The organism is Megalodesulfovibrio gigas DSM 1382 = ATCC 19364, from assembly GCF_000468495.1.
GTDB classification, from domain to species: domain Bacteria; phylum Desulfobacterota; class Desulfovibrionia; order Desulfovibrionales; family Desulfovibrionaceae; genus Megalodesulfovibrio; species Megalodesulfovibrio gigas.
In genome coordinates this window covers 1,050,342-1,076,799 of sequence record NC_022444.1, presented here as the reverse complement: position 1 = coordinate 1,076,799, position 26,458 = coordinate 1,050,342, and the positions used below count along the sequence as shown (strand labels likewise).

The following is a 26,458-nucleotide window of genomic DNA, read 5'->3' as shown; positions in this document are numbered from 1 at the left end:
CGGCCTGCCGGCACAGGGAGATGCATGCGCAAGCATCAATTCATCAAGGAAAAGTGCGAGTGCCCGCGCCGGGCCACGCGGTTCATCTGCCGGTACTGCAAGGCGCTGGAATACCTGAGCCCGCGCGAGATTCGCCAGCTCACCCTGCAGCAGGCGCGCTGCGATCATCCCGAAGCCCCGGAAATCCCGGCCACGGAGCTGTTCCGCGCCCGCATCGGCGGGGTGGTCAACTGCCTGGCGCCGGACTGGGAGACGCACACCGAGATCCACGACGCCGGCGAATGCGAGGCGTGCTGAGGGCTATTCCGCCCCCCCGCCCTGCTGCCGCATGCGCCGCAGTTCCTGCAGCTGGGTCATGCGCGCGGCCATCTCTTCCTGGGTCAGCACGCCGTCGTGGTTGGCGTCGGTCTGGTTGAACCGTTCCTGCATGGCTGCCTGATATTCCTGCTGATCCACCGTGCCGTCGCGGTTCGTGTCCATTTTGCGGAAGATGAATTCCTGGCCGCGGGACATGCCTGCGCCCGGCTGCGCAGCCACCGGGGCAGCGATGATCATGGCGGCAAGAATGATGAGGATGATGGCGATGTTGCTCATGGGTGACTCCTGCCATGCAAAGAGGTTGACGATGTCAGGCTGAAGCAACATCGATGCCACAAGGTAAACATCTGGTATGATAGGTTTTTTCTGCGAGATTTAGCCGGGGGTGTGCAAAGGGCTGCACATGCGCGGCGGTGTGCAAGGCATGGCGCATGCGGCTGCACAGGGCGGCAGGGCTGCACGGGGCCGGTGAAAACACCTTTCCCAACCGCCGCGGCTGGGGTACCTTCCCGGGCCATGGCGCAATTCGATCTGCTGACACATGTGGCCGGATCCACGCTGGTGGTCCAGGCGGAATATCTGCTGCTCCTGGGCATGAGCCTGGGATCCTGGGCCGCGATGTTCTGGAAGATCCGGCAGTATGGCCGGGCCGGCCGGCAGATTCGGCGCGATCTGACGGTCTTTCGTCGGGCTGCACGACTGCCCGAGGCCGTGCAGGCCGTGGGCCGGGACAGGGACTCCCCCTCCCTGGCCGTGGTCCGCGAGGCCGTGCACGAATACAAGCAGTTGGAAAAGCTGGAAGCCTCCCCCGGCGAAGTGGCGCGCATCATCCTGGAGAACGTCCGCTGGGGCCTGCGGGACGAGCAGGCCGCCCAGATCGCCCGTCTGGCCGTGTCCCTGAATTTTCTGGCCATGTGTGCCAGCGCCGCGCCGCTTCTGGGGCTGTTCGGCACGGTCTGGGGGATTTTCCATTCCTTCCAGGGATTCGCCGAGCTGAATCCCGGCACGCTGCAGATTGTGGGCAAGGGTCTGGCCGAGGCCCTGGGCACCACCATTGCCGGCATGCTGGTAGCCATCCCGGCGGCCATCGGTCACAACATGCTGCTCGGCTGGCTGGCGGATCTGGATGCCGCCCTGGGCGATCTGGGCACCCGGTTCCTCTTTCTGCTGCGCCAGGAACTGGGCGTGCCGCACAAGGAGGAGGACGCCGCCGGCCTCGCCAGATCCGGCCACCCTGGCCAGCCCGGCCCGCCCCCGGGCAAGCCGCGGCGGCTGTTCTTCCGGTTGCCGGGCGTGGGCCGGCGCGATGCCCCCACCGACGACGATCTGCCCACCTGAATCCACCTTTTTTCCGCGTACGAGGATGCTCATGCCCCACCTGCCGCCCTATCTGCACACCGGCCAGCAGTTGACCTTTGACGCCCAGGGCCAGCCCCTGCCGGCCCCGGATCCTGTGCAGGATGGCGCGCATGCGCCGGGCCGGTCCCTGCTGCAGGACCGCTTTCACGTGGTCGGCGAGCTGGCGGAGGATCGCCTGACCGGCTTGGTCTGGCCGCGCTGCGCCCGGCCCTTCGGCGAACCCCAGCACTGGGAGGAGGCCCGCCAGGCCATCGCCGCCTGGAACGCCGAAGCCCGCCACGGCCATGCCGACTGGCGGCTGCCCACCCGCCGGGAGCTGCGCACCCTGGTGGACCATGCCCGGCGTCTGCCTGCCTTTCCCGAAGACCATCCCTTCACCGACGTCTTTCCCGGCTGGCACTGGACCGACACCCCCTGGGCCGATGATCCGGACTATGCCTGGCGGCTGCAGTTCGAGGGCGGCCGGCTGTTCTTCGGTCGCAAGGACGAGTATTCCCTGACCCTGCCCGTGCGCGGCCGTTGTGAGTTCCTTGCCGCCGCGCCGGTCGAACCGCGGTTCGAGACGACGCAGGACGGACTGGTGCGCGACTGCCTGACCGGCCTGCTGTGGGATCGCGACGCCGGCGGCATGCGCATGACCACCTGGAACATGGCCTGTTCCCTGGCCCATGCCCGCCGGCAGGCCTCGGGCCAGCCCTGGCGGCTGCCCACCATCAACGAGCTGGAAACCCTGGTGGACGCCACCCGCGCCTATCCGGCCCTGCCGGCGGGGCATCCCTTCGGCCGCGTGGCCGATGCCTGCTGGTCCGGCACCACCAGCGGCGTGGACCCGGCCTGGGCCTTCTGCCTGTACACGGGCAAGGGCGCGGTGGGCGTGGGGTTCAAGCCGCATCCGGAATTCACCGTCTGGCTGGTGCGTTGAGCTCCCGTCGCCGGCGTGCTAGAATTGTCGCAGCCACCGCCCTGCAACCAGGATTCTTCCATGGCGTCAGATTCTTCCGCTCCGGTCCCCGAGTGTCTCCCCCCCCGGCAGGCGTTGTCCACGGAGAGCACCGGCGCAGAGGTGCTGCCCCTGGCCAAGGTCATCGTGGAAAAAAGCCCGGCCGTGCTCTTTCGTCGCCTCAATGACGAGGCCCACCGCCTGGTCTACGTGTCCGAGAACATCAGCCGCTACGGCTATGCCGCGTGCGAGTTTCTGGAAGGCCGCCGCGAATTCGCCGACATCGTCCACCCCGATGACCGCGACCGTCTGGCTGCGGAAATCAAGGAATATGCCAGGCTGGAGCGGGTGGAATACACCCAGGAATACCGCCTGGTGAGTCCCGGCGGTCAGGTGTTCTGGGTGCATGACGAGACCCTGGCCGAGCGTGACGAGCAGGGCCGCATCACGCATTATCAGGGCATCGTCATGGACATCACCGCCCGCCGGCAGGCCGAGGATGCCTTGCGGCAGGCAAATCTCATCGTGGAGCGCAGTCCCATCATCCTGTTTCGTCGCACGGCCGGCGCCACGGGGCTGGAGTACGTCTCCCAGAACGTCTCGCGCTACGGCTACGATCCCGAGGCCCTGCGCCTGGGCACCTTGTCCTTTCTGGACATCGTGCATCCCGAGGATCACGCCAGCCTTGTCAGCCAGGTTCGCGCCGCCCGGCTGGCCGGCAAGGACGAGTACGCCATGCGCTACCGCATCCGCACCGCCACGGGGGAATTGCGGTGGATCGACGACGTGACCACCGTGGATTTTGACGCCCGCGGCGAGCCCCTGCACTACCAGGGCGTCCTGGCGGATGTCACCGAGCGGGTCCGGGCCGAGGAGGCCTTGCGCAAGAGCGAGGAAAAACACCGCCGCATCCTGGAGACGGCCGCCGAAGGCTTCATCATGATGGATGCGGAACTGCGGCTGGTTTCCTGCAATGAGGCCTACGCCGCCATGCTCGGCTACTCGCCGCACGAGCTGCTGGGCCGGCGGCCGCACGAGTGGTCCACCCCGGAGTTCCGCGCCTTTCTTGTGGCCAACCGCAAGCGCCTGCTCGCCCAGGATCGGCGGTCCTTCGAAGGCTCCCTGGTGGCCAGGGACGGCACCGTGGTGCCGGTGCTGGTGCATGGCAATACCCTGCGCGATCCAGAGGGCAATTTTCTCAACCACATTGCCTTTGTCACGGACATTTCGACCCAGAAAAAGGCCCTGGCCCTGGCCGAGGAAGTGCAGCGCAGCCTGCTGCCCAGTGGCCCGCCCCGCTGGAACGGCCTGGAAGTGGCCGGCCGCATGGCGGCCAGCGAGAGCATCGGCGGCGACTATTACGACTATTTCGACCTCCCGGCCAGTTATCCCGGCTGGCTGGGCGTGGTGGTGGGGGATATTGCCGGCCATGGCGTGGACGCCGCCCTGCTCATGACCACAGCCCGGGCCTTCCTGCGGCAGCGCGTGCAACTGCCCGGCGAGCTGGCCGAGGTGATGATGGACCTCAACCGCGCCCTGGTGCGGGACATGGGCGATTCCGGCCGGTTCATGACCTGCTTTCAACTGCTCATCAATTGTTGCGAGCACCATCCCGAAGCCCTGACCCGGCTGTGCTGGGTGCGCGCCGGGCACGATCCGGCCCTGCTCTACGATCCGGAGACGGACTGCTTTACCGAGCTGGACGGCCCCGGCCTGCCTCTGGGCATTGTGGAAGACTATCCCTTCGAGTCCAGGACACTGGACAGCATCCGCCCCGGCATGGTCATCGCCGTGGGCACCGACGGCATCTGGGAGGCCATGGACACCCAGGGCCAGCTGTACGGCAAGGAGCGCTTCAAGGAGGTGCTGCGCCGGCACAGCCGGGCCTCGGCCGTGGACATGGTGGACGCCGTGTTCCAGGACGTGGGCCGGTTCTGCCAAGGCGTGCGCTTTCAGGACGACGTGACATTAGTGATCATCAAACTGGTTGGAGCTGTGCCCCATGCATGACGATTCCCGCGACCCCCTGTTTTTGACCGACGCCGCCAAGGCCCTGCTGCAGCGTTATTTCAGCCAGCATCCCCAGGCCGGCATCCGCCTGGAGCATGCCGAAGGCGGCTGTGCCGGGCCGCGGCTGCAGCTGCGCCTTGATGAAGTCCTGGATGCGGGCGGCAACCCTCCCGGCCTGAACGACATGCGTCTTGAGCGCGACGGCTTCGTCTTCGTGGTGGACGCCGTGCTGCTGCAGACTGCCATGCCCGTGACCATCGACGCCACCCGGCTGACCTTTGTCATCCGCTCCGGCCTGCAGCTGGAGGCCGGCGGCTGCAAGAGCTGCAAGGGGTGCTCCTGAGGTGCGGTGTGCGCTGCTGTTGGCGCTGCTGTTGCCGGCGCTGCTGCTGACGCCGGACGCCTCGCCCGCCGAGGAGGTGCCCGGCATCCTGCGGCCGGTGATCATCGGCGGCGACCGCGATTACCCGCCCTACGAATTCCTGGACAAGGACGGCCTGCCTGCCGGCTTCAATGTGGACATCAGCCGCGCCGTGGCCGAGGCCATGGGCCTGAAGGTGGAATTTCGCCTGGGCACCTGGTCGGACATGCGCACCGGCCTCATGGAAGGCACCATCCATATCCTGCAGGGCATGTCCTATTCCGAGGAACGCAGCCAGCAGGTGGACTTCGCGCCGCACACCATCGTCAACCACGCCATCTTCGGCCGCCGGGGCTTTGCCCCCGTGGCCACCCTGGACGACCTGGCCGGCAAGCAGGTCATCATGCATCGCGGCGGCATCATGCACGACACCCTGGCCGGCAAGGGCTTCGGCAAGGATCTGATCCTCACGGACACGCCGGCGGACGGTCTCCGGCTCCTGGCCTCGGGGCAGGGCGACTACGCCGTGGTGGCCATGCTGCCGGGCATCTACATCATCCGCGAAAACAAGCTGGACAACATCCAGACCGTGGCCCGCACCGTGTTCACCGTGCGCTATGGCTATGCCGTGAAAAAGGGCAACGAGGCGCTCCTGGCCCGGTTCAGCGAGGGGTTGGCGATCCTGCGGGAAACCGGCCGCTATCAGGCCATTCACGACAAGTGGCTGGGCGTGCTGGAGGCCCGGCGCATGCCCTGGGAAACCGTGGGTGTGGCCGTGGCCGCGGTGGTGACGCCTTTGCTGCTGCTGCTCATCGGATCCATGGTCTGGACGCGCAGCCTGCGCCGGCAGGTGGCCCAGCGCACGGAATCCCTCTCCATGGCCCTGGAGGAGCTTTCCCGCAACCAGCGCCAACTGGTGCAGGCGGACAAAATGGCCGCCCTGGGCATCCTCGTCTCCGGGGTGGCGCATGAGATCAACAATCCCAATGGTCTGATTCTGCTCAATATCCCCATCCTGCGCAAGGCCCAGGCCGATGCCGGCCGGCTGCTGGACGAGCGCTACGAGGTGGAGGGAGAATTCACCCTGGGCGGCATTCCCTACAGCCGCATGCGCCAGGAGCTGCCGCGCATGCTGGAAGAGATGCAGGAAGGCGCGCTGCGGATCAAGCGCATCGTCAACGATTTGAAAGACTTCGCCAGGATGGAGGAAGACGCCGGCCGCTCGCTGATTGACGTCAACGACGCCTCGGCCAAGGCCGTGCGGCTGGTGGAGCCCACCATCCGCAAGTGCACGGAGCATTTTTCCACCTGCTATGAGCCGGATCTGCCCCTGGTCTGGGGGCATTCCCAGCGCATCGAGCAGGTGATCGTCAATCTGGTGCTCAATGCCTGCCAGGCCCTGCCAGATAGAAGCCGGGGCATTGAGATCTTCACCCGGCACGATGCTGCCGCGGGCAAGGTGATTCTCTGCGTGCGGGATCAGGGCGTGGGCATTCTGCCGGAGCACCTGCCGCACCTGACGGACCCGTTCTTCACCACCAAGCGCGAGACCGGCGGCACCGGCCTCGGCCTGTCCGTCTCCGCAGGTATTTTGAAGGAATACGGCGGGATGTTGACATTTGAATCCCTGCCCGGGCACGGCGCCACGGCCTGCATTGAGCTGCCGGCGGCGGTGTCCGACGAGGCCGGGGAGCACACCGGGAGCGCCGCATGAGCACCACCCTGTTTCCCGCCTTCGGCATCCTCATTGTGGACGACGAGCCGGCCTGGCTGCGGTCCCTGTCCCTGACGCTGGAATCCTCGGCCGGCATCACCAACACGTACCTGTGCCAGCAGAGCACCGAGGTCATGGGCCTGCTGGACAACAAGGACCACGGCGGCATCGGCCTGGTGCTGCTGGATCTGACCATGCCCGGCCTCTCCGGCGAGGAACTGCTGGAGCGCATTGCCGAACGACATCCCGAGGTGGTCTGCATCATCATCAGCGGCGTCAACCAGCTGGATACGGCCGTGCGCTGCATGAAGCTGGGGGCCTTCGATTATTACGTCAAGACCGACGAGGAAGACCGCATCGTCAGCGGCGTGCTCAGGGCCGTGCGCATGCTGGAGCTGCGCGAGGAGAACCGGGCCGTCTCCAGCCGGCTGGTGGCCGGCGGGCCGGCGCACCCCGAGGCCTTTGCCGGCATTGTCACCCGGTCCCGGTCCATGCTGGCGGTATTTGCGTATGTGGAGGCCGTGGCCCGGAGCAGCCAGCCCCTGCTGGTGACGGGGGAATCCGGCGTGGGCAAGGAAAACATCGTCCGCGCGGCCCACGCCCTGAGCGGCCGGCAGGGCCGGTTTGTGGCCGTGAATGTGGCCGGGCTGGACGACATCATGTTTGCGGATACCCTCTTCGGCCATGTGCGCGGGGCCTATACCGGGGCAGACGCGGCCCGCAAGGGCATGGTCGAGGAAGCCGCAGGCGGGACGCTGTTTCTGGACGAAATCGGGGACTTGAGCCCGGCGTCCCAGGTCAAGCTGCTGCGCCTCTTGCAGGAGGGGGAATATTATCCCCTGGGCAGCGACCAGCCCCGCCGGCTGCGGGCGCGGGTCATCGTGGCCACCCACCGCAACCTGCCCGCTGCCGAGGCCGAGGGGCGCTTCCGGCGGGATCTGTACTACCGCCTGCGCACGCATCAGGTGCATATTCCGGCCCTGCGCGAGCGCAAGGAAGACATCGCGCCCCTGCTGCAGCATTTTTTGGCCCAGGCTGCGGCCGAAATGGACAAGCCGACCCCGACGCCGCCTCGGGAGCTGGCCGGCTGCCTGGCGGCGTATGCCTTTCCCGGCAACATCCGCGAACTCAAGGCCATGGTCTACGATGCCGTGAGCCTGCACAAGGGCCGCGTGCTCTCCATGGCCAGCTTTCTGACGGCCATGGGAATCAATCAGACGATGAAGCCCGAGACCGCCTGCGCCCCGGCGGTCAATCCCTTTCATCAATTCGAGCGGCTGCCCAGTTTCGCCGAGGCTGCCGAGCTGCTGGTGGAAGCGGCCATGGCCCGTGCCGGCGGCAATCAGACCATGGCCGCCCGGCTTCTGGGCATCTCCCAGCCGGCCCTGAGCAAACGGCTCAAGCAGATGCACAACGGCGAGGAAGGGGCATAACCGCCGGAAGGGGCATAACCAGCGCGCTCATGTGCAACCATCTGGTGTTAAATGCTTTTTCTGATTGTCCGCCGTGGGGCATAACCTGGGTTATGCCCGTTCCGGCGTGAAATCCCGAATATCTGTATTGATTTTTCCTTGTATTCCGTTATGATGATGGAGATTGCCATCCGTTGGCATTGTTGCTGCTTTTGGAGACGCGGCGGCCGTTCGCGCGCGCCGCGTTTCCTGCAACGTGTCCACAAGGAGAACCGTCATGCAACGCGTCCTGAAGATGCTGGCCCCGGTGCTGCTGGGCCTCGTGCTCTGGCTGCTGCCGGCCCCGGCAGGCCTGACCCCTGCCGCCTGGGCGTATTTTTCCCTGTTTGCCGCCGTGGTGCTGGCCCTGGTGCTGGAGCCCATTCCCCCCGCCCTGGCCGGCCTGGTGGGCGTGACCGTGGCCGCCGTGTTCCGTCTGGTGCCCCTGGCTCCAGACAAGGCGCCCAGCCCTGGGGAGGCCCTCAAGTGGGCGCTTTCCGGCTTTTCCGACGGCACGGTGTGGCTTATCTTTGGCGCGTTCATGTTCGCCCTGGGCTACGAGAAGACCGGCCTGGGCAAGCGCCTGGGGCTGACGCTCATCAAGCGAATGGGCAAGAAGACCCTGGGCCTGGGCTACGCCGTAGCCTTGGCGGATCTCATCCTCGCGCCGTTCATGCCGTCCAACACGGCCCGCAGCGGCGGCACCATCTTCCCCATCATCAAGAACATTCCGCCCCTGTACGGCTCCACTCCCGAGAATAACCCCCGCGGGCTGGGTGCGTATCTGATGTGGACGGCCCTGGCCACCACCTGCGTCACGTCCTCCCTGTTCCTCACCGGCCTGGCGCCCAACGTGCTGGCGCAGTCCCTGGTGGAGAAGACGGCCAAGATCACCCTGAACTGGAACTACTGGTTCATGAGCGTGCTGCCCGTGGGCGTGATTCTGTTTCTGGCCACGCCGCTGCTGACGTACATCATCTATCCGCCCACGCAGAAGACGTCCGAAAACGCCCCCATCTGGGCGGCGGAAGAACTGGAGAAGCTGGGCCCCATCAGCGGGCGCGAAATCAGCATGGCGCTGCTGGCCGTGGGCGCGCTCCTGGGCTGGATTTTCCTGAAGGATTACGTGAACGGCACCACCGTGGCGCTGGTGGTCATCTGCGTCATGGTGACGGCCAAGGTGGTGAGCTGGGAAGACGTGCTGGGCTACAAGCAGGCCTGGAACGTGCTGGCCTGGTTCGCCACCCTGGTGACGCTGGCCGACGGCCTGAGCAAGACGGGCTTTCTCAAGTGGTTTGCCGGCACGGCCTCGGCGTACATGCAGGGCTTTTCGCCCACGGCCACGCTGCTGGGGCTGGTGGTGCTGTTCTTCGTCAGCCATTACATGTTCGCCAGCGTTACGGCGCACGTGGCGGCGCTGCTGCCGGTGATGCTCGCCGCGGCCATGGCCGTGCCCGGGCTGGACATGACCGTGGCCTCCATGGCCCTGTGCGCCACGCTGGGCATCATGGGCATCATCACGCCGTACGGCACCGGCCCTTCGCCCATCTATTTCGGGTCCGGCTACATCAAGAGCAAGGAATTCTGGTACCTGGGCTTCATCTTTGGCACCATTTTCCTGGCGGTGTTCCTGCTGGTGGGCTTCCCCTGGATTCTGATGCGCGGCTGAAACTACGCCTGACTGGCACTGACACAGGGAGAATCTCCGCGGGAGGTTCTCCCTGTGTGTGTTCGTGCAGTAGTGTGAGGGCGCTGTCTCTTTGCAGCAACAGGTCTACTCTTCCTCGGGCAGCATGTCCGGGTCAATGGGCACGTGCTGCTCATGGGTCGGGGAGTCCAGGGGGTCGGTGCGGCCATAGATCGTCAGGCTCAGGGCGTCCAGGGAGCGGATGCGCGCAAGGGCTTCCTCCACGGTCATCACCGGCGGCGTGGCGCCCTTGGAGATGAGGGCCTCCATGGGCAGGCCCTGGGCTGTTTCCTGGAACTGGCGGGCCTTCTCCAGGGCGGCGTGGTAGAAGCGTTTGCGGTCCATGAGGGAGGCGTAGGTGGCGCGGCCGGCAGGGGCTTCTTCCAGAAAAGCGAGGGCGGCGCGGAACAGATCCTGGTAACGGGCTTCCTGACCCGGGGCCGGGGTGGCGCGCAGCAGAAAGGCCTGCATGAAGGCGATGTTTTCATCGCTCCAGGCGCAGCGGGAGTTGCGCAGCAAGGTGCGGTAGGGCAGGGCGCGGTTCTGGCCGAGGGCGGCATCCAGCTGGTCGAGCAGCGGCAGCGGGATGTGCCGGGTGAGCCGCATGCGGGAGAGCATGCGCTCCAGCACCCAGCGCGGCGGGGCCAGCTCCAGGGTGCTGCCGTCGGGAAAGCGCAGACAGACAAGGCGGCCGCGGGCTTCCACCTGATCCAGCAGCGTGCCGGCGGCGGCAGGCGAGAAGCCTTCTCCCAGCAGGGGTTCCAGGCGATTGCGCAGTGCCCGTTCGGGGAAAAAGATGAGCTCCAGGGCGCTGTGCCCTGTGGAGTCGTCCTCATCCAGCAGCGCTTGCAGGGCCTGGGCCGAGATTTCTCCGGTCATGCCTTCCAGAAAGGCCAAGACTTCCGAAGGCAGGGTCATGCCTGCGGCAAGGGACTCGTCGATGGCGGCGGCCACGGCTTGGATATTCGCGGTGGAGGCGTCCATAGCGGGTGTTCCTCGAACGAAAAAGGCGGCGGGAATATTCCCGCCGCCTTTATCAGTACGTCAGGGTTGCATATTAGGCAACCAGTTCGCGGGCTTTCCGATTAGGAAGCGTCGCAGGGGGCGCCTTCTTCGGGCCGGGCGTGTTCAGCAGTCTCGGTGAGAGTGCAGAACTCGGGAGCCGGGGCGGCAGGCATGCTCACCTTGGCCAGTTCGCAGGCTTCTTCCAGCACCGGGGCTTCGGCCATGGCCTTCAGACGGGCGTAGCGGGCCTTGACCTGGGCTTCGATTTCGCAGCGCAGGCGCTTGGATTCTTCCGGATGGCTGCGTTCCAGCATGCTGAAGCGGGATTCGCCGCCCAGGAAGTCCTGGACGGTGCCGTCCGGGGCCTTGGAATCCAGCTGGAAGGGATTCTTGCCTTCGGCCAGCAGCATGGGGTTGTAGCGGAAGAGCGGCCAGTAGCCGGAGAGGGTGGCCTGCTTGCCTTCTTCCTGGGTCTTGCCCATGCCCCTGCGCAGGCCCTGGTTGATGCAGGGGGCGTAGCACAGGATGAGGGAGGGGCCGGGGTAGGCTTCGGCTTCCAGGAAGGCCTTGAGGGTCTGCTGCTTGTTGGCGCCCATGGAGACGGAAGCCACATACACGTAGCCGTAGGTCATGGCCATGAGGGCCATGTCTTTCTTGGCGGTCTTCTTGCCGGAGGCGGTGAACTTGGCCACAGCGCCGGTGGGCGTGGCCTTGGAGCTCTGGCCGCCGGTGTTGGAGTACACTTCGGTATCCACGACGAGGATGTTCACGTCGCGGCCGGCGGCAATCACGTGGTCCAGGCCGCCGTAGCCGATGTCATAGGCGAAGCCGTCGCCGCCGAAGACCCAGAAGCTCTTCTTGGTCAGCAGGTCGCGACGGTCCCAGATGGGCTGCAGGGTGGGGCAGAGCTTGCCCATTTTGCCGAGCAGGAACTTGATGCGATCGCCCCAGCTCTTGGAGGCTTCGGCGTGGTTCATGTTGCGCAGCCAGCCGTCAAAGGCGTCCTTGAGTCCCTGGGGGATGTCCATGCCCAGGGCGGCGCGCATCTGCAGGGCCAGGGTTTCGCGGCCCTGGGTCACGGCCATTTCCATGCCGTAGCCGTATTCGGCGGCGTCTTCAAACAGGGAGTTGCCCCAGGTCGGGCCAAACCCTTCGGTGTTGGTGGTGTAGGGGAAGGACGGTGCGGAAGCGCCCCAGATGGAGGTGCATCCCGTGGCGTTGGCCACGAACATGCGTTCGCCGTACAGCTGGGTGAGCAGCTTGACGTAGGGGGTTTCGCCGCAACCGGAGCAGGCGCCGGAGAATTCCATCATGGACTTGATGAACTGGGAGCCCTTGAGGGATTCGCGCTTGAGCAGGCCTTCCTTGTAGGAGATCGCGGTCTCAGCGTAGTTGTAGTTGGGCACCTGGGCAGGAGCCTGGGTGTCGATGGGCTTCATCACCAGGGCCTTTTCCTTGGCCGGGCAGATGTCTGCGCAGTTGCCGCAGCCCATGCAGTCCAGGGTGTTGACCTGCATGCGGTACTTCAGGCCCTTGAGTTCCTTGCCGGTGGCGTCCAGGGTGCCGAAGCCTTCGGGCGCGCCTTCCAGCTCGGCGTCCGTGGCCAGCACGGGGCGCAGGGCGCTGTGGGGGCAGACAAAGGAGCACTGGTTGCACTGGATGCAGTTTTCAGCAAGCCATTCGGGCACCAGGATGGCCACGCCGCGCTTTTCGTACTGGGACGTGCCCACGGGGAAGCGGCCGTCGGGCTCAAAGGCGGAGACGGGCAGGGTGTCGCCCTTCTGGGCCAGGATGGGCTTCATCACATTGGTGATGAATTCGGGCTCGTCGGTCGTCGTCGCAGCATGGTCCACAGCCTCGGCCCAGGTGGCGGGGTAGGCCACTGCCTGCAGGGCGTCCACGGACTTGTCCACGGCGTCCCAGTTCATCTGGACGATCTTGTCGCCCTTCTTGCCGTAGGCTTTCTTGATGGAGGTCTTGAGCAGCTCAATGGCCTGCTCGAAGGGCAGCACGCCGGCCAGCTTGAAGAAGGCCGTCTGCATGATCATGTTGATGCGGCCGCCCAGGCCCACTTCACCGGCGATCTTCACAGCGTCGATGTTGAAGAACTTCAGCTTCTTGCGGGCGATGGCGCGCTTGATGGAGGCAGGCAGCTCGCGTTCCATGTCTTCCAGGGTCCAGGCGGAGTTCAGCACAAAGGTGCCGCCAGCCTTGATGTCGCCCAGGATGTCATAGATCTTGACGTAGGTGTCCTTGTGGCAGGCCACGTAATCCGCGCTTTCCACCAGATAGGTGGACTTGATGGGCGAAGAGCCGAAACGCAGGTGGGAGACGGTGATGCCGCCGGACTTCTTGGAGTCGTACGCAAAGTAGCCCTGGGCGTACATGTCCGTGTTGTCGCCGATGATCTTGATGGCGGTCTTGTTCGCGCCCACGGTGCCGTCGGCGCCCAGGCCCCAGAACTTGCACTGCACGGTGCCAGCGGGGGTGGTGTCGAAGGCCGGGCCCACAGGCAGGGACTTGAAGGTCACGTCGTCCACAATGCCCACGGTGAAGTGCGTCTTGGGCTGGGCGGAGCGCATGTTTTCGTACACGGCGAGCACCATGGAGGGAGTGAACTCCTTGGAGCCAAGGCCGTAGCGGCCAGCCACCACGCGGGGCTGGATGTCCTTCTCCAGGAAGGTGGCGCACACGTCCAGGTACAGCGGATCGCCCGTGGCCTGGACTTCGCGGGTGCGGTCCAGCACGGTGACGCAGGCGGCGGTGGCAGGCAGGGCCTTCAGGAACTCGTCCTGCAGGAAGGGCCGGTACAGCCGGACCTTGATGAGGCCCACGGCCTGGCCTTCATCGTTGAGGCGGTTGACCACTTCTTCGATGGCTTCGCAGCCCGAACCCATGGCCACGATGACGCGGTCCGCTTCGGGATGGCCCACGTAATCGAAGGGCTTGTAGGAACGGCCGGTGATGGAAGCCACCTTGTCCATGCACATGGGCACGATGTGCGCCAGGGCCTGGTGGAAGGGGTTGGAGGCTTCGGCAGCCTGGAAGTAGATGTCCGGGTTCTGGGCGCTGCCGCGCATGTGCGGGTGCTCGGGGTTCATGGCTTTGTCTTTGAAAGCCTTGACCTTTTCCCAGTTCATCAGCTTCTTCATGTCGTCATAGTCAATGACTTCGATCTTCTGGATTTCGTGGGAGGTCCGGAAGCCGTCGAAGTAATGCAGGAAGGGCACGCTGGATTCAACGGCCGCCAGATGCGCCACCAGGGCCAGATCCATGACTTCCTGCACCGAGGAGGAGCAGAGCATGGCAAAGCCGGTCTGCCGGCAGGCCATCACGTCCTGATGATCGCCGAAGATGGACAGCGCATGGGAAGCCAGGGCGCGGGCGGACACATGGAACACCCCGGGCAGCAGCTCGCCGGCAATCTTGTACATGTTGGGGATCATCAGCAGCAGGCCCTGCGACGCCGTGAACGTGGTGGTCAACGCGCCGGCAGCCAGGGAGCCGTGCACCGCGCCGGCAGCGCCAGCCTCGGACTGCATGGTCCGTACATCCAACACCTGGCCGAAGATGTTTTTACGGCCGGCCACGGCATATTCGTCCGCCAGTTCGGCCATGGTGGAAGAAGGAGTGATGGGGTAGATGGCGGCTGCCTCGCTCATCGCGTATGCGACGTGCGTTGCTGCGGTGTTGCCGTCCATGGTCTGGGTGCGCTGGGCCATCGAACGCTCCTGTGAGTAAGAGTGAGAGGTGCGGGCTGAAATTTGTTGGTTCTTACACGATGCTGTTTGATTCATCAATCAAAATCTTGTTTGATGAATCAGTTTTTATGCTCGTGCCCCTTGACCATCTCCAGGCCCTCAAGCATACCCCAAGGGCGTCTGCTTTGGGAAGACGCGTCCCGCCCTGCCTGCCCTGTGAGGATCTTCATGCCTTCCAAACTGTTGCCGACTTCTCTTCGCATCGCGCTTCTAGTTCTTTTTTGCACATGCAACATGCTGCCGGCACAGGCTGCCAGTGCAGGCCGGCCGCGCGTTGTGGCCATTCTGGGCTTTGAGTTTTTGGGCGAGGTGTCGGGCGGTCGTGCATCCATCAACGCCACGGCGGCGCACCGCGGCCGCATGGTCACGGAGATGTTCACCACCGAGGCCGTGCGTAGCGGCGTGTTCCATGTGGTGGAGCGCACGGTGCTGGACACCGTGCTGGCGGAAATGGAATTCGGCGATGCCGGCCTTTCCGGCTCTGCGGCCCAGAAGATCGGGCGCATGGTCAATGCCGATGCCGTGCTGTCCGGGGCGGTTTCCGAGTATCGCGGCGAGTTGCGCATTGACGCCCGGCTCATCAACGTAGCTGACGGCCGGGTGGTCCTGGCAGACAAGGCCTTTGCCGCGGACACCTTGCCCTCCATTTCCGACGCCGTGGAAGAAGTGCTGGAAAAAATGGCCGATGCCCTGGCCCCCACCACGGGCACGCCGGACGCCCATTCCCTGGCCAACGCCCCGGTAAAGGCGCCGGCGGCGTTGCAGTTCTCGGCCAGGGCTGCGCAGCCTCTGCCTGCGGCGGCCGTGCGCGTCACGGCGTCTTCCTTCGATGCCCCCACGGAACAGGCCAATTTCGAGCCGGACAATGTGACCGACGGCGACCCCACCACCGCCTGGGTGGAGGGCGGCGGCGAGGGCGGGACAGGCGAATGGCTGCGCATCGCCTTTGACACCCCGCAGCAGGTGACGGACATCCAGTGCGTCAACGGCATGGGCGCGCCGGCCATGTTTGCGCAATACAGCCGCATCCAGGATCTGGAGGTGGAATTGTCCACGGGCCGGCGCGTGCGCGTGCAGCTCCAGGATGCCAACGGCTGGCAGCCCATGGTGCGGGTGGACGAAACCGTGTCCTGGATCGCCTTCCATATCGTCTCTGTCTATCCCGGGGAACGTGCCCGTCGGGCGGCGCTTTCGGAGGTGGAGATTGCCGTGGGGGGAACCCCCCGGTGAGCCCGGACATTTCGCTCCGCGCTGTACAGAAGGCGTCTGATTTGATATGGAATGATTCCCACTGCCGGAAAATATGAATTTGCCGAGGACGGGACGTTGCCCGTCGCCTCTGGAGGTTTCATGCACGGGTTTCGGTTTTCACGCGGCCTGATTGTTGTGGCGATGTTCGCCGTCCTGTTTGTCCTGGCCGCCTGCACGGCCGTGGTGGTGGACGACCCGTATGTGTACCGGCCGGCCCCGCCGCCGCCAGCGGTCATCGTCCTGCCTGGAGAAACGTATGGCTCCCCGCCGCCTGACCGCAACCGCATCAACCGTCGTCTGACGGTCTGCAACGTGAACTACAACAATTGTCTGGTTTCCTGCAATGCACTTCCCCATCCTTCGCAGAAGGCGTTGTGCACGAGCCAGTGCAATGCGGCATTTCAGCAGTGCCAGCAGCGTTCGGTTAACTGAGGTTGCGTCCATTGGTCGTCTACTTTTTTGAAGTGGACATGAAATGCGCATCAGGACGAAGCGCGCGAGATGCGCAGTATTTCGAAATGAAATAAGATGTGATTTTGCATGGAGGCTCCGCCATGACGTCCGCTTCGTCCCCGCCCTCTGCCCCGCCCGCTGCCCCCCAGCGCCGCAGGCTCGGTGAACTGCTGGTCACGGCCAAACTCATCAGCCCGGAGCAGCGCAACCAGGCCCTGGATGAAGCGCGCCGCAACAGGATGCGGCTGGGGCAGTATCTGGTGTTGCAAAAGCTCATCAAGGAAATCCACCTGGTGAAGGCCATCAGCTTTCAGCTCAAGGTGCAGATGTTCCATCCGGAAAAGCATCGGGTGGATGCCGGGGTCCGGGAGTTGCTGTCCAGGGCGTTTGCGGTGCAGGGCAATCTGTGCCCCGTGTTTCGGGATGAGGACGTGCTGTACGTGGCCATGCTGGATCCCACGGACATGCATGTGGTGGACGAGATTATTTTTGCCACCGGCCTGGACGTGGAGCCCCTCATCTGCACCAAAAGCCAGCTGGGCGTGCTGCAGGCGGAGCTGTACGGGGCGGACGTCCTCGGGCAGGTGACCACGCCCATTCCCGTTGGCCTTCGCGATGGCGGGCTGGTGCTCAGGGACGCCATTGATCTGGAAGCCATCCAGAAACCCGGCGCCTTTGCCTCGCCCCAGGGGCTGGCCGCCAACCGGTTCCTCGACCAGTCCGAAAGTCGGCCGGACAGTCCCCCCGCGCAGACCGCCGGGGACGTGGCCGAACTGCCGTCTTCCCGTGCCGTGCTTTCGGGACCCGAAGCCGCGGCCCTGGCCAGCGATCTTTCCGAAATGGCCGCCAACACCGGCGCGGCCGTGTCCGCAGCGCAGCCTTCCCTGGAGCTGACCGGCGACCCCGAGGACGACCTGCCCTATGTGGAGGCCCTGCCCGTGGAGGAACTCCCGCAGGACGCTGCCGCCGTGCCCGCAGGGGCAGACACGGACGCCGCAGCGGACATCTTCCTGCGCGATACGTTCATCTCCCGGCGCATCCAGAAGGTGGCCGGGGTGAAGTACGAGCAGGCCGAAGTGGTCCGCGCGGCCCTCATGCTCGGCCTGGCGGTGTTGGAGGAGGAGCCCGGTCTGGTGGCGGCCCTGAACCTCCAAACCCGCGACCCATGGCGCTGAACGGCTCGCCCGGGCCTGATGTCCCGGTTGCGCAGGCGCGGCTGGAGCGGATGCTGGCCCGACTCAAAGAGGAAGGCCACCGCCTCACGCCGCAGCGCGTGGCCATCCTGCGTGTGCTGGCCGAGAGTGCAGGGCATCCCTCTGTGGAGCAGGTGCACCAGCGCGTACTGCGGCAGTACCCCAACACCAGCCTGGCCACGGTGTACAAGGCCGTGACCCTGCTCAAGCAGCGCGGCGAGGTGCTGGAGCTGGGCTTCAGCGAGCGGGACAACCGCTACGACGGCGCGCGGCCCGAGCCGCACCCGCACCTGATCTGCACTGCCTGCGGGGCCATCCTTGATCCACAGACGCACGATCCTGGCGTCCTGGAGGAGATGGCCCGGCGTGTGGCCGCGGAAACCGGCTACGCCATTGCGGCCTTCCGACTGGATTTCTACGGCCTGTGCCCGGCCTGCCAGGCCGGACAGCAGGTCCCCGGCATGTCCGGCAATCGCGGCTGAACCGCCCTCGACAGGTCCTGGCATCTGGCGTAGTGGAGGGGCAACAAGGAGCCGCCTTACACCATGACAATGCCTCGTCCTTTGCCTGCCGAACGTCTGCGTGCCTGGCTTGATCCTGCCAAGCTCCCCTGCGACGACTCCACCGCCATCTCCCTCGTTGCCAGGCTGCCCGACTCCCAGCCCCGGCCCCAGCCCCGGGCCCTGGACGCCATGCAGCTCGGGCTGGCCATCAACGACCGCGGGTACAATATCTACCTGTGCGGCGAGGCCAACCTGGGCCGCACCTACCTGGTGCGCGATTTCCTTGCGCCCCACGCAAAAAAACGGCCCACCCCGTCGGATCTCATCTACGTCACCAATTTCGACGATGTGGACAAGCCTCGGCTCATTGCCCTGCCTCCCGGCGGCGGCAAGCTCCTCAAGCAGGAGCTGGCCCAGGCCTTCACGCGCATCAAGCGGGACGTTCCGGCCAAATTCGAGCACGAGACCTACTTCAACCGGCGCAAGGCCATCACCGATGGCCTGCAGATTGCCCGGGACGAGTTGCTGGAGCAGATGGCCCAGGATGCGTCCTCCCAGGGCTTCAACCTGGACATGGACGACGAGGGCGGCTACACCATCTACCCCCTCATGGAAGGCAAGGTCCTTTCCCAGGACGAATACCAGCGCCTGGACCCCACCACCCGCAAGACCATCAAGCAGCGCAGCGATGCCCTGATGCACGCCATGAACGGCCACATGCGCAAGATGTTCCTGGAAGAACGCGACGTGCGCGAACGGGAACGCACCCTGGATGAAGACACCCTGCGCGAGGTGCTGGCCGAACATCTGCATCCCCTGCGGGATCGCTTCAAAAAAGAGTGGAAGAACAAGGCGCTGCAGGAATTTTTTGAGGGCATCGACCGCGATGTCATTGAGCATCTGGATCTGGTGGCTCCCCGGGAAGGCGGGTCGCAGGAACGGCCGGCCCAGGCTGGCAGCGCCTCCGGCCCCATGGCCTTCGAGGGGCCGCCGCCCTCCCTGGAAGACTTTTTCCTGCGCTACGAAATCAATGTCTTCGTGGACAATGCGGATACCCAGGGCGCGCCGGTGGTCATCGAGGATCATCCCACCCTCTCCAACCTGCTGGGCTGCGTGGAGCGCGAGGCCGAGATGGGCGCGCTGGTGGCGGATTTCTCCCTCATCAAGTCCGGCGCGTTGCACAAGGCCCAGGGCGGCTTTCTGGTGTTGCACGTGGAGGACATCCTCCAACACGCCGGGGCCTGGGAAGGCCTGCTGCGGGCGCTCAGATCCGGCCTGGCCAAGATCGAGGACCCCGCCGAGCAGCAGGAGACCGTCCGCACCAAGACCATCGAACCCGAACCCCTGGCGCTGGATGTAAAGGTTGTGCTCATCGGCGGCGACGAGGCCTACGAGGCCCTGCTGCACCACGACGACCGCTTTCACAAATTCTTCAAGATCAAGGCGCACCTGCAGGAGCACATCCCCCGCGACGCCAAGACCATCAAGCAGTATCTGGGCAGCCTGGGGCGCATCATCCACGAAGCCGGCCTGCTGCCCTTCGACCGGCACGCCCTGGCCCAGCTGGTGGATTACGGCTCCGTGCTGGCCGAGGACCAGAAAAAGCTCTCCCTCAAGCTGCCGCTGCTGCGCGAACGCATGCTGGAGGCCTCGGCCCTGGCCCGCATGGAAGGCGCAGCCATGGTGGACGGCGCCATCCTGGCCCGGGCCATCCAGGCCAAGGAATACCGCTCCAATCTGTACGAAGAAGAGTTCATGGAAGAGTACGACCGTGAACTCATCAAGGTGGCCACCTCAGGCTCGCGCGTGGGCACGGTGAACGGGCTCTCCGTCACCTGGTACGGGGACTACGAAATCGGCCTGCCGCATCAGATCAGCGCCACCGTGGGCGTGGGGCATGGCGGCATCGTGGATCTGGAGCGCGAGGCCGAGCTGGGCGGGCCCATCCACACCAAGGCCATGATGATTCTGAAGAGCTACCTCGTCTCCCTCTTTGCCCAAGATAAGCCCTTGGTGCTCACGGGCAGCCTGTGCTTTGAACAGAGCTACGCCCATGTGGAGGGGGATTCGGCCTCCGGTGCGGAACTGGCGGCGCTGCTCTCGGCCCTGTCTGGTGCGCCGCTCAACCTCTCCCTGGCGTTCACCGGCGCGGTGAGCCAGTCCGGCGGCATCCTGGCCGTGGGCGGCGTCACGCGCAAGGTGGAGGGCTTCTTCAAGGTCTGCAAACGCCGTGGCCTCACAGGCACCCAGGGCGTGCTCCTGCCGGCAGACAACATCGTGCACCTGATGCTGTCCGAGGAGGTGCTGGAGGCCGTGCGCGCCGGGGCCTTCCATGTGTATGCGGTGGCCTCCATTGAGGAAGCCATGGAGTTGCTGACGGGCATTCCGGCCGGCAAGCCGCGCAAGGACGGGGGCTTCACCAAGGACAGCCTGTATGATCGCGTGGACAAACGCCTGGCCGCGCTGGCCAAGACGGCGCGGGAGTACGAAGGGCGGGGCAAGAGCCGCTAGAGCATGTTGATTTAAAAAAGGACGTTGCGAGAGGGGAAACCTTTTGCAAAAGGCTCTCCCCTCTCTCGCTCTCCCCTTCAAAGATTCGAGAGTGACTTTGAATCACCATACAAATCTTTGGAAAGGGGGTTCGGGGGAAGAGTCTTTCTTTAGAAAGGTTTTCCCCCGACAGCTCTTTTCAAATGGTACATTGCCCTAATTCAGCCCGTGCGCGCCGCCCAGGTATTTGATGGAGACGATTTCGTACTGGATGCGGCCCTTGGGCGCTTCCACGGTCACTTCGTCGCCTTCTTCCTTGCCCATGAGGGCCTGGGCCACAGGGGAAAGGATGGAGATGGAGCCCTTGGTGGGTTCCGCTTCGTCCGGGCCGAGGATGGTGTAGGTCTTGCTGTCGCCGGTGTCCACATCCTCGATTTCCACGGTGGCGCCGAAGGTCACCTTCTCGCTGAAAATGGTCTTGAGGTCGATGATGTTGGCCGTGGCCATGCGCCCTTCGATGTAGCGGATACGGGCTTCCATCATGCCCTGGCGTTCGCGGGCGGCGTCGTACCCGGCGTTTTCCCGAAGATCGCCTTCCTCGCGGGCTTCCTTGATGGCCTGGATCACTTCCGGCCGAGCCGCCTTGAGCTGTTCCAGCTCCTGCTCCAGCCGTTTGAAGCCTTCCTTGGAAATGGGGATGCTGCTCATGGATGCGTCCTCGAAATGCCTGCAGGTGGATAAAAAAAATCAACCGCCGGCGAATCGCCGGCAGTCGATGTGAGCCTGACCGATGTGTTTGGGGTGGGTATGTTGGAAGTCACCCTGTATAGCAGAATCTGCCCCAGGTCAAGGCCCCCTGGTGTTGTTATGGGGGCGTCCGGCGTCCGCCGGTCAGGCACAGGGCCAGGGCGACCAGTTGCATTGCGCCCAGGGCGGCCATGGTCCAGGCCCAGGAACTGTGCCGATACAGTACCGCCGGCAGGGCGGAGCCGGCCGCGCCGCCCACATAATAGAAGGAAAGGTAGAGCCCGTTCACCACGCTGCGCTGCTGGCTGCCCAGCTCGTTGAGCCAGCCGGGCAGCACGGAATGCACCTGGAACATGCCGATGCACAGCACCAGCACGGCCACGAAGGTCAAGCCGTAGGTGGTGGCCAGGAACAGCGGCACGCACAGCAGAAGCACCAGTGCCCCCAGGCGCACGGTGCGCGCCTCACCGCCCAGACGCAGCACCGTCCAGGGCGCGGCCAAAGAAATAAGGATGCCGATCAGATATCCAACATAGAGCACGGCCACGCGAAACGGGGAGCTGCCGGCGCCAATCTCTGCTATGCGGAAGGGCAGGAGGTTCAGCAGCGCGGTAAAGATGAAAAATTCCACAAAAATAAAGCAAAAGAACGGCAGGAATCCCGGCTTGCGGAGCACCTCTGCCAGGGCGGAAAGCTCCAGCCGGGCAAAGCTGCCGCCGCGGCTGCGCGGGATGCCCAGGGCCATGAGCCACGCCGCCACCGTCAGCAGGGAAACAGCTCCCAGCCCCCAGCGCCAGCCCCACACAGACGCCACCGTCCCGGCCAGAAACCGTCCGAAAAAGCCGCCGAAGATGGTGGCCGCCACATACACGGCCATGGCCCGGCCGATGGAATGCTCGGACAGCATGCCCGCAGCCTGGCGCTCGCGCATGGTGGCGCCGGCCAGGGTCATCAGGGAGGTGAGTACCGCCGGCGCCAGCAGGCCCTGCACTACCCGCAGGCCCAGGAGCAGGGGGAAGTCCGGCGCCATGCTCAGGGCCAGGGTGGCGGCCATGAGCAGGCCCGAGCCCCACACCAGCAGCCGGTGCGCCGGGAACGCGCGCAGCAGGAGTCCGTAAAACAGGGGCGCCAACCCCAGGGGCAGGAGGGTGGCTGTGGTGACCAGGGAGACGGTAGTCTTCTCCACGTCAAAGGCCTGCTGCAACAGCGGCAACAGCGGCTGTGGACAGTGCATGGCCGAAAACGTGGCGATGGCGATGACGACCGGGGCGGTTTTGTCAAAGCCAAAGGATCGCAGGAGCCTGGCGCGCGCAGGCTCATTCGCAATGCTTATGGTGGTGCTCAAGGCGCATCCTCCTGCAATGGCGGCAGTTGCAATCGCAACGCACAGTACTGGCTGCGATGCTGCCGCGCCTTTTCCCGGCCCCGCTCGTCAAATGATGTCCCGCTGCTTGTCGCAGCGCGGTTCTTGCGCTATGGTCATGGCATTCCAATCACTCCGACCATCCCGCGAATTCGCGAAATCGGGAGGCAGCCATGGCGTTTTCAGAGTCCCTGCCCTTCAAGGGCGAAACGGTTGAGTACGATCCTGACCGCAACGTCGCCCTGGTGCATTGCGAACGCTGCAGCCACCCCAACGAGGTGGAATGCTTCAAGGCCCGTGACGGCAGCGTGGAAGTGCCGGGATTTTCCTGCGAAAATTGCGGACACTGGAACGCGCCGGAATAGCGATAGCCGAATCGCCGGACTGGTGCGGATTCGTAACATCTGTTTTGGTACGAGGACAAGCGACCGGGACTTTATTCCATAGCCTGCGGCAAACAGGCAGGTCTTTTGCGATGGATTCGGCGCGGTCACCGTCCTTGGAATGTGGGCAGGGGAAAAAACCGTGCTGACGATACGGTTTTTTCCCCGTAATTTATTTCGGAAGCAGATCCAAGCTGTTGGAGGCATGGAGATTGTGTCGGCGGCATGGCGTCAACGAAATGTCGCAAAACTGTCACGCGCAAGGCGCGGAAGAGGGGCATTGTCCCTACGTGAAAAGATGCGTTGCCGCCTCCGGCACGCTCCACGCAAGGAAGGCCCCCCATGCAACTGTTCCGCGCCGTGTCGCTTCACGCCGTGTCGTTCAAGGTCAAACTGCTCGGCGGTATTCTCACCACTGTGGCTGTGGTCATCCTGGCCATGACCGCCATCAACCAGTCGCTGGTGGGGGACTCCCTGGCCGTGCTGGGGCGTGCCTCGCTGCATTCCTTTGGCAAGTCCGTGGAAGCGATGATGGAGATGCAGCAGCGCCTGCTGCAGGAAAAAGCCCACACCGATACCGGCGTGGTGCTGCGGGAAGTGAATTCCAAGGGCTTCCCTTCCTTGAACAAAATGAACACGGCCCGCGTTGCCGTGCAGCATGAGGACGGCACCAAGACCACGGTGGAATTGCCCACCATCGACCTTGGCCCCGTGACCCTCACCGGCAACCACGAGTTTTTCGGCCCCATCCGCGAGGCGGTGGGTGGGCATGTTAGTCTGTATCAATTTGTTGATGGAGGCATGGTGCTCGTGGCCAGCACCATTCCCGGCGCTGCCCCGGGGCGCGATGCCCTCATCCCCAAGGACTCCCCCCTGGCCCAGGCCCTGGCCAAGGGCGAGGAATACTACCAGGTGGCCAGCATTGCCGGGCAGCTTCTCTTCAACGGCTATGCGCCGCTCATGGATTTTTACGGCGTGCCCCTGGGCGTGGTGGTGGCCAGCCGGCCCATCATCACCCCGGATTTCGAAAAGTCCATCCAGGCCCTGAACGTGGGCGGCAAGGGCGAAAGTTTTCTGTTTGATGCTGATGGGCTGCTCGTGAGCCATCCCACCAGGGCCGGGGATACCCTGGCCGCCGCGTCGTACTGGTCCGGCTTCAAGTCCACGAAGGATGGCTTTGTGGAATACAAGGACGCCGGGGAGCCGCGGGTGGCCTTTTTGCGCTACTATGCCCCCTGGCAACTGACATACGGCTTCAGCCTTTCGGAGTCGGAGATGTCCCACGGGGTGGACGTCACCCTGCGCAACGCCGGGCTGCTCATCGCCGCCGGGGCCATCCTGCTCACCGGGCTGGTGGTCTGGGTGCTGGTGAATTCCGTGGTCAAGCCCCTCAAGCGCATCGAGGCGTATGCCGCCCAGGTGGCCGAGGGCGATCTGACTGCCCGTCTGGAAGGCAAATACCCCGGCGAGCTGGGCCACGTGCAGCGCTCCATTGAACAGATGGTAGCCCGCCTGAAGGACCGCCTGGGCTTTTCGCAGGGCGTGCTTTCGGGCATTGCCGCGGCCTTGCCGTGTATGACCCTGGACCCCGTCGGGAACATCACCTTTGCCAACAAGCTGTTGCTGGACATTCTGGAAAAGCGGGGAACGCCGGAAGACTACATCGGCCGCCATGCCGGCGACTTCTTTTACGGCGAACCCGGCCGGCGCATCCGCACCGTCCAGGCCATGGAGGAAGACCGCACCCTGCAGGGCGAAATGGAGGTGCGGGCTCCCAGCGGCGAGCTCAAGGTGATGCAGGTGAACGCCAACCCCATCAAGGATCTGGACGGCGTGCTCATCGGGGCCTTCACCATCTATCACGATCTGACCACCATCCGCCGCCAGGAGCGTGAAATTCGCTCCCAGAACGATACCATCCTCACCGCCGCCGAGCGGGCCAACACCATTGCCGACGCCATCGCCTCCGCCGCGGTGCAGCTTTCCCAACAGGTGGGGGCCACCTCCCAGGGGGCGTCGCACCAGCGCGAGCGCATCGCCGATACTGCGGATCAGCTGGACAAGATGGCCAACATGAGCAACCAGGTGGCCCAGAACGCCGCCGGTGCGGCCGACGAGGCCAGCCAGGCCCAGAGCCAGGCCCAGGAGGGCCGCCGCACCGTGAGCGAGGCCGTGGCGGCCATGACACGCATCCGCGAACAGATGCAGGGGTTGGACCAGTCCATGGCCACCCTGGGGGCCAAGGCCCAGGACATCGGGCGCATTATCACCGTGATCCAGGACATCGCAGACCAGACCAACCTGCTGGCGCTCAACGCCGCCATTGAGGCCGCCCGGGCCGGGGATGCCGGCCGCGGCTTCGCCGTGGTGGCCGACGAGGTGCGCAAGCTGGCCGAAAAGACCATGACCGCCACGCGGGAAGTGGGGCAGACCGTGCGCGCCATCCAGGACAGCGCCCGCAGCACCGGCAGCGCCACGCATCAGGTGCTGGTGGCCGTGGAAGACGGCGCCACCCTGGCCGCCAGCTCCGGACAGACGCTGGAGCGCATCGTGGCTGTGGTGTCCCAGACCGCAGGCAAGGTGCTGGACATTGCCCAGGCCGGGCAGGAGCAGGCCTCCGTCTCGGTGGCGGTGTCCATGGCCATGGAGGACGTGAGCGGCATTTCTGCAGAAACCGCCCAGGGCATGCGGGCGGCGGATCAGGCCGTGACGCAGCTGAGCGACCAGGCCGCGGCCCTCAAGATCATCATGGCCTCGCTGCAGCAGAGCAAAAGCGCCTGCGTGACGCTGCTGCAGAACTGACGCGGCCGCTAGAGCAAATTATCTTTGAAAGGGTTTCCCCCGACCCCCATTTCCAAAGACTTGTATTGTGATTCAAGGTCACTATCAAAGTTTTGGAAGNGGTTTCCCCTCTCGCAACGTCCTTTTTCAAAATTAAAATGTCCTACTCCGGCACTTCCTCTCCGCGACAGACAAAGGAGATGCCCTGCCCGCCGGTGGTGGAGATCATCACCGTTTCCACCAGGGGCGGGGCCACGGGAGCATCCGCCTTCCAGCGCACCAGAAAGCCCGCGCCTGCGCCGCCGCGTTTGTCGGATTCGTCGATGATCATTTCCAGCGCCGCCAGCGGACCGAGCACCTTCTTGTTCACGTCGAAGACTTCCAAATGCTTGCCGTCGCCGTCGAAGTACTGGATGGATTCGATGCTCACGGGGCGGGCAGGATCCACATTGCGCACGGCAAGGATGACCGTGAGCAGGAACGGCTTGTTGCGGGAGCCCTGGTAGATGTGGGAATAGGCCGGCACGTGGATCAGCGCGCCGGTTTTGCGCACCGGCTCGGCCGTTGCCGGCCGGATGCAGGCAAGGGCCAGCACCGCCGCCAGGCAGAGGACCGGGAGCATGCGGCAGGCAGGCAGGCGCACGGGTCGATGAGAGTACGGGAGGCAAGGGGCAGAGGGCATGGCGGC

The 26,458-nt window shown here is 64.8% G+C and carries 22 protein-coding genes; 15 read left to right on the top strand and 7 right to left on the bottom strand.

Features of this window, described 5'->3' with window-relative positions:
- The first annotated feature begins 24 nt into the window (after positions 1-24).
- On the top strand, positions 25-297 hold the full coding sequence (locus tag DGI_RS04800) for a hypothetical protein (RefSeq protein ID WP_021759620.1): 273 nt from the start codon (positions 25-27) through the stop codon (positions 295-297).
- A gap of 3 nt (positions 298-300) precedes the next feature.
- Here the strand turns inward: DGI_RS04800 and DGI_RS16930 are convergent, their stop codons facing one another.
- The gene (locus tag DGI_RS16930; protein WP_021759619.1) at positions 301-594 is read right to left on the bottom strand and encodes an EF-hand domain-containing protein; all 294 of its coding nucleotides are present in this window, start codon (positions 592-594) and stop codon (positions 301-303) included.
- Positions 595-834: 240 nt separating this feature from the next.
- Between DGI_RS16930 and DGI_RS04790 the strand changes: the two genes are divergently transcribed.
- The 6 genes from DGI_RS04790 to DGI_RS04765 are packed head-to-tail and all read left to right on the top strand — an operon-like array spanning position 835 to position 8,135.
- Complete coding sequence (locus DGI_RS04790; RefSeq protein WP_021759618.1) at positions 835-1,656, top strand: MotA/TolQ/ExbB proton channel family protein; 822 nt, start codon at positions 835-837, stop codon at positions 1,654-1,656.
- 31 nt (positions 1,657-1,687) lie between these two features.
- On the top strand, positions 1,688-2,599 hold the full coding sequence (locus tag DGI_RS04785) for an Lcl C-terminal domain-containing protein (protein ID WP_021759617.1): 912 nt from the start codon (positions 1,688-1,690) through the stop codon (positions 2,597-2,599).
- Positions 2,600-2,659: 60 nt separating this feature from the next.
- Positions 2,660-4,627, top strand: coding sequence for a PP2C family protein-serine/threonine phosphatase (locus tag DGI_RS16925; RefSeq protein WP_021759616.1), 1,968 nt, complete (start codon positions 2,660-2,662; stop codon positions 4,625-4,627).
- Complete coding sequence (locus DGI_RS04775) at positions 4,620-4,970, top strand: hypothetical protein (RefSeq protein ID WP_034607867.1); 351 nt, start codon at positions 4,620-4,622, stop codon at positions 4,968-4,970. The genes DGI_RS16925 and DGI_RS04775 overlap by 8 nt, the downstream gene beginning before the upstream one ends.
- 1 nt (position 4,971) lies before the next feature.
- Positions 4,972-6,702 carry a transporter substrate-binding domain-containing protein gene (locus tag DGI_RS04770; protein WP_021759614.1) on the top strand — a complete coding sequence of 577 codons (1,731 nt, stop codon included), beginning with the start codon at positions 4,972-4,974 and terminating at the stop codon, positions 6,700-6,702.
- Positions 6,699-8,135 (top strand): sigma-54-dependent transcriptional regulator, encoded by a 1,437-nt coding sequence (locus DGI_RS04765; protein WP_021759613.1) that lies wholly within the window; start codon positions 6,699-6,701, stop codon positions 8,133-8,135. Before DGI_RS04770 ends, DGI_RS04765 begins: the two co-directional genes overlap by 4 nt.
- Before the next feature lie 90 nt (positions 8,136-8,225).
- Here the strand turns inward: DGI_RS04765 and DGI_RS18705 are convergent, their stop codons facing one another.
- On the bottom strand, positions 8,226-8,393 hold the full coding sequence (locus tag DGI_RS18705; RefSeq protein WP_154661674.1) for a hypothetical protein: 168 nt from the start codon (positions 8,391-8,393) through the stop codon (positions 8,226-8,228).
- Here DGI_RS18705 and DGI_RS04760 point away from each other — a divergent pair.
- The gene (locus DGI_RS04760; RefSeq protein WP_021759612.1) at positions 8,392-9,822 is read left to right on the top strand and encodes an anion permease; all 1,431 of its coding nucleotides are present in this window, start codon (positions 8,392-8,394) and stop codon (positions 9,820-9,822) included. The genes DGI_RS18705 and DGI_RS04760 overlap by 2 nt on opposite strands.
- Positions 9,823-9,927: 105 nt before the next feature.
- Here DGI_RS04760 and DGI_RS04755 read toward each other — a convergent pair whose 3' ends face one another.
- Both DGI_RS04755 and nifJ read right to left on the bottom strand, forming a co-directional pair.
- Positions 9,928-10,824, bottom strand: a complete 897-nt coding sequence (locus DGI_RS04755; RefSeq protein WP_021759611.1) for a hypothetical protein — start codon at positions 10,822-10,824, stop codon at positions 9,928-9,930.
- A 101-nt stretch (positions 10,825-10,925) separates the two neighbouring features.
- Positions 10,926-14,567, bottom strand: coding sequence for a pyruvate:ferredoxin (flavodoxin) oxidoreductase (gene nifJ / locus DGI_RS04750; RefSeq protein WP_021759610.1), 3,642 nt, complete (start codon positions 14,565-14,567; stop codon positions 10,926-10,928).
- A 273-nt stretch (positions 14,568-14,840) separates the two neighbouring features.
- On the opposite strand from nifJ, the gene DGI_RS04745 reads away from it, so the two are divergent.
- The 5 genes from DGI_RS04745 to DGI_RS04725 all read left to right on the top strand — a co-directional run bounded on the left by DGI_RS04745 (position 14,841) and on the right by DGI_RS04725 (position 20,517).
- Positions 14,841-15,836, top strand: a complete 996-nt coding sequence (locus DGI_RS04745) for a FlgO family outer membrane protein (RefSeq protein WP_027193237.1) — start codon at positions 14,841-14,843, stop codon at positions 15,834-15,836.
- A gap of 120 nt (positions 15,837-15,956) precedes the next feature.
- Positions 15,957-16,289, top strand: a complete 333-nt coding sequence (locus tag DGI_RS04740) for a hypothetical protein (protein WP_144284120.1) — start codon at positions 15,957-15,959, stop codon at positions 16,287-16,289.
- Positions 16,290-16,411: 122 nt separating this feature from the next.
- Positions 16,412-17,485, top strand: coding sequence for a GspE/PulE/PilB domain-containing protein (locus DGI_RS04735; protein ID WP_021759607.1), 1,074 nt, complete (start codon positions 16,412-16,414; stop codon positions 17,483-17,485).
- Positions 17,476-17,985, top strand: coding sequence for a Fur family transcriptional regulator (locus DGI_RS04730; RefSeq protein ID WP_021759606.1), 510 nt, complete (start codon positions 17,476-17,478; stop codon positions 17,983-17,985). Before DGI_RS04735 ends, DGI_RS04730 begins: the two co-directional genes overlap by 10 nt.
- Positions 17,986-18,048: 63 nt before the next feature.
- Entirely contained in the window at positions 18,049-20,517 is a 2,469-nt protein-coding gene (locus DGI_RS04725; protein ID WP_021759605.1) for a Lon protease family protein, read from the top strand.
- Between the two features lie 195 nt (positions 20,518-20,712).
- On the opposite strand, the gene greA is transcribed toward DGI_RS04725, so the two are convergent.
- Entirely contained in the window at positions 20,713-21,204 is a 492-nt protein-coding gene (gene greA, locus DGI_RS04720) for a transcription elongation factor GreA (protein ID WP_021759604.1), read from the bottom strand.
- Positions 21,205-21,361: 157 nt separating this feature from the next.
- Positions 21,362-22,588, bottom strand: a complete 1,227-nt coding sequence (locus tag DGI_RS04715) for an MFS transporter (protein WP_021759603.1) — start codon at positions 22,586-22,588, stop codon at positions 21,362-21,364.
- 191 nt (positions 22,589-22,779) lie between these two features.
- Here DGI_RS04715 and DGI_RS04710 point away from each other — a divergent pair, with 191 nt between their 5' ends.
- Both DGI_RS04710 and DGI_RS04705 read left to right on the top strand, forming a co-directional pair.
- On the top strand, positions 22,780-22,971 hold the full coding sequence (locus DGI_RS04710; RefSeq protein ID WP_021759602.1) for a hypothetical protein: 192 nt from the start codon (positions 22,780-22,782) through the stop codon (positions 22,969-22,971).
- Positions 22,972-23,331: 360 nt separating this feature from the next.
- Positions 23,332-25,791: a methyl-accepting chemotaxis protein gene (locus DGI_RS04705; RefSeq protein WP_027193234.1), complete on the top strand. Its 2,460-nt coding sequence runs from the start codon at positions 23,332-23,334 to the stop codon at positions 25,789-25,791.
- Between the two features lie 142 nt (positions 25,792-25,933).
- Here the strand turns inward: DGI_RS04705 and DGI_RS04700 are convergent, their stop codons facing one another.
- Complete coding sequence (locus DGI_RS04700) at positions 25,934-26,452, bottom strand: DUF3124 domain-containing protein (protein WP_051286621.1); 519 nt, start codon at positions 26,450-26,452, stop codon at positions 25,934-25,936.
- Positions 26,453-26,458 lie beyond the last annotated feature (6 nt).